The sequence below is a fragment of the Haemophilus sp. C1 genome (genome assembly GCF_001276515.1).
Taxonomy (GTDB): Bacteria; Pseudomonadota; Gammaproteobacteria; order Enterobacterales; family Pasteurellaceae; genus Haemophilus.
The window spans coordinates 1-3,943 of sequence record NZ_LDVZ01000047.1; the positions used below are offsets into that span (position 1 = coordinate 1).

4 protein-coding genes are annotated in these 3,943 nt (G+C 39.3%); all 4 read right to left on the bottom strand.

Annotated features, from left to right (window positions below; all coding sequences use genetic code 11):
* Window positions 1-218 (bottom strand): hypothetical protein (locus ABW51_RS09345; protein ID WP_156262560.1); only part of this gene is annotated, 218 nt, incomplete at its 3' end.
* A gap of 392 nt (window positions 219-610) precedes the next feature.
* The gene (locus ABW51_RS09355) at window positions 611-2,293 is read right to left on the bottom strand and encodes a VENN motif pre-toxin domain-containing protein (RefSeq protein ID WP_053466530.1); all 1,683 of its coding nucleotides are present in this window, start codon (window positions 2,291-2,293) and stop codon (window positions 611-613) included.
* 82 nt (window positions 2,294-2,375) lie between these two features.
* Window positions 2,376-2,747 carry a hypothetical protein gene (locus ABW51_RS09360; protein WP_053466531.1) on the bottom strand — a complete coding sequence of 124 codons (372 nt, stop codon included), beginning with the start codon at window positions 2,745-2,747 and terminating at the stop codon, window positions 2,376-2,378.
* Window positions 2,744-3,943 (bottom strand): VENN motif pre-toxin domain-containing protein (locus ABW51_RS09365; RefSeq protein WP_197271859.1); only part of this gene is annotated, 1,200 nt, incomplete at its 5' end. The genes ABW51_RS09360 and ABW51_RS09365, both read right to left, overlap by 4 nt.

The window sequence follows — 3,943 nt, forward strand, 5'->3', positions numbered from 1 at the left end:
TTATCGAAGTTATTCGTGGTGTTGATGCCTACTTTATCACCCGTAATGGTGCCTGCGTTTAATAAGCTTTCGGTATTTAATAACGTAAGCTTACGCCCCGCAATGGTGCCACTATTGGTTAAACGGTTACTCCGCAAATCAATCACATCCGCTGAAATCAACGTGCCTTCGCCATTTAAGTCTCCTTTCTGCGCCATGGCATAGACACGAGGTGCCATTACTTTAACTTGTTTTCCGCTTGGTAAGGTTACTACGAGAAGTTGAATGTAAAATTATAAGGTTTGATTAAAACAAGCATCGTTTAAAATACAAAAGTGCGGCCAATTTTTGAGAAGTTTTAAAACTCTTTGAAAATTGACTGCACTTTTACATTGCTATGTGAATCTCAAACAAAAAAACTGCAGAGAGTTCTATTCCTTCTAATCTCGTTTAAAAAAGAGAAGATATATCGGCAAAGCAACCACCTGAAATTTTAGAGACATAATTAAAGCATCTTTCATAAGAACTGCATATTGCAAATTATTCCTCCCCATATCTAACTGAACTATCACCATAAACAAGAAAAAAATGAATGCAACAGCTACAAAAAATTTTAATATTTTCAATACCATTATTTACTTTCCTTATCTCTCTGCTTAATTAATTGAGAATGAAATTCTTTGGCTTTTTCACTTGCCAATGAGCCACCCAGAACGTTAAAAAATATTTTAGGAGCCCCATTTAAGTGTAAATGTTCAGATGCTAAACTAACTGCACTACCAGCAGCAGAACCAAATGTTTCTGATTTAGCCTGTTTCTCGGTTGCTCCAGGTTTATTAACCTCATATCCAAAATCAAAAGCAACACTATTAAGTGCTTGAGCCCCTGGTTTTAATTTTGAAAGAAGAGGAACCTTAATTACATCTTTCGCACCATCATAAATGGCGCTTTTAAGTTCATCTTCAGTTTTATATTGGCCACTATGAGCTTTATAGGATATCTCCCCAGCTTTATATCCTCCCGTCACTAACATTTCTGCAGCAACTGGGGCTCTAGCTGAAAGTACAGCTGTCTCTTGTAAATATCCAACAGCCTTAGGAATAACTCTAACAGCAGCAACGCTGCCTCCCGCAGCTAACGCACCTATCGCAAAAGATTGTGCTTGTTTACCGACATAACTATCCCAAAATTTAATTTCATCTGATAGATATTTTGTTAACGCAGAGTCATTTCTTTTGATTTCTTTAGTAAAATCCCAGTTATATAAATCAGATACAGGAACATTCCATGATTTTGCTATTTTATGCAACTCAACCGCTAAATAATTCTTTTGCCCCTCCGTTAATTGGCTAGGATCTTTTTGGTTTAGGCGAATTAAAAAATTAATGTAAGAATCTTTTTTCAATAATTCTCCGCCTCTATTTTTTTCTTTCTGTTTTAGCTCTTTTTCTTTTTCAAACTTTTCTGAAATCTTGAAAAGTTCTTCATCTTCATTTTTAGAAAGAAGATTATTCTCCACCGCCCTTTTAGCCGTCTCAGCCCCAGAGGTGGCAGCAAGGAAACTCCCTCCTTGTTCCGCAGTGGTGCCATTTGCCTTCGCCGTTAATGCTGCAGCCAATCCGCCCGCCAATTGACTTAACGTGCTAATGTTTTCCTTCTCATTTGCCGTAAGTTGATTTGGCGTTTTATTATAGATTGCCTGCGTGAGGATTTGTGCAGTCACTTCTCCTGTCACCCCTGCCACTGCACCCGTCAATGGGTCTTTGCCTGTCACTTGGAACTCCACCGCAGAAAGCAGCGCATGTGCCATAAGGTTAGTCGCTTTGTCTTTTGCGGTGTCGCCTGCCGTCATCTCATGGATTTTTTGATTGAGATAAGGTGAAGCAAGAGCAACAAGACTGCCTGCAGTATCGTTTTGTGCCGTTGCTTGTAATGCCGCCGTCACGGCACGAATCGCCATGCCTTTTTCACTACCTATGCCGTAAGTGCGGTCGATTTTATCTTGCGTTTTCGTGATGTCGGCTTGAACATTTGTCAGTTGTTGCTTAATGGCGGCAAGCTGTTGTTCATTACCCGCTTGTCCCTTCAACGCTTTTTCTTGCTCTTCCAGCTTAAACTTCTCAAGTCCTAGCTTGTTGATTTTCTCACGCTCATTATACGTGGCAATACTTATCGCGTTGTTGCTGATATCGCCTATCACTTTCGCTATTTCTTGGCGTTCTTGCACTTTTTGTAAATCTTGTTTTTCAACACGTTGATTCGCATTCTTCGTATCCCGTGAAAGTGCGGTCAGATTTTCACTGCCTTCATTCACAAACTCAATTTACCTATTCTTAGGTGGATTTAATGGAGCGCTTGCAATCAAGGAGAAGCGTGTAATCTTGATTAAATGCTATCTATTTCAAATGACATATATCTAAATCAGGATAAAAATAATTTAAATAAAATAGTCCATCATAAAAGTTTACTCCCATATATTGTTCACCTTTACAATAATCTCCATCACTAACCTTAACAAACCCTAAAGATAATATAAAATCATTCAACTCATTATAATTAGTTTCTTTTATGGAGAATTTTACAGAAGCGTAGCTCCTATTAGAATCAGATATATCAACAATTTTATCTTTATATCTTTCTAAAACAAGCATATAAATATCTTGCTTTTTTTTTATTATTTTTTTCTTATCAACAGCGTCTTCTTTTAACAAAGATAAGAGAAGAAAAAAGAAACAAGATATAAATAAAAATTTCAATACATTATTCATTTTAATTTCTCCGTGTATTCAGTCCCAATTGATAGTCCCTGCCCAACACCAATTGAAAGTATTTTCTTAGGCGTAGGCGAAATTGTTTCACCGTAACCTATACACCCATAATAACAACCTTCTACTCCCATACTATATCCAGCCAAAGTATCATTAATTGTTTGTGATAAATTTCTTCTTAACTCATTTTTATCTAAATTTAAAATCCATCCAGTCCCTATATTCGCACCCCAACCAATAGATCCTGAACGTAACTCATTTGAATAGGAAAGAGTGGTAAACGTTTCACCATTTCTATTATTTACCGTAAACTTAATACCTAATGGACCATAGGATATACCACCTGAAGTATAATGAGGAATTAAACGATCTGACAAATCCTTAATTACCTCCTCCTCCGTAGATTTTACAATCTCATCAGCTTGCGCCTTAACCCAAAGTCCCTTCGTATATTCAGGATTCTTAGCCATCTCAATAAAACTAAAGTTATTTTCAACCGCTCTTTTCGATGTTTCAGCACCCGCAACAGCAAGAGCCATTCCTCCGCCATTTTGATGGCTCACTCCATTCGCTTTCGCTGTCAATGCTGCAGCTAATCCGCCCGCCAATTGACTTAACGTACTAATGTTTTCCTTCTCATTGGCCGTTAATTCACTGACCGGTTTCCCATAAGCTCTCGCGATGATTTCAGCGGTTGCTTCACCTGTCACCCCAGCCACAGCACCCGTCAATGGGTCTTTGCCTGTCACTTGGAACTCCACCGCGGAAAGAAGGGCATGCGCCATAAGGTTAGTTGCTTTGTCTTTTGCCGTGTCACCCGCCGTCATCTCGTGGATGGTTTTGTTGAGATAAGGTGAAGCAAGAGCGACAAGACTGCCTGCGGTATCATTTTGTGCCGCCGCTTGTAATGCCGCCGTCACGGCACGAATCGCCATGCCTTTTTCACTACCTATGCCATAAGTGCGGTCGATTTCACCTTGAGTTTTCGTGATTTCGGCTTGAACACTTGTCAGCTGTTGCTTAATGGCTGCAAGCTGTTGTTCATTACCCGCTTGTCCCTTCAACGCTTTTGCTTGCTCTTCCAGCTTAAACTTCTCAAGCCCCAGTTTATTGATTTTCTCACGCTCATTATACGTGGCGATGCTTATCGCGTTGTTGCTGATATCACCTATCACCTTAGCCATTTCTTGGCGTTC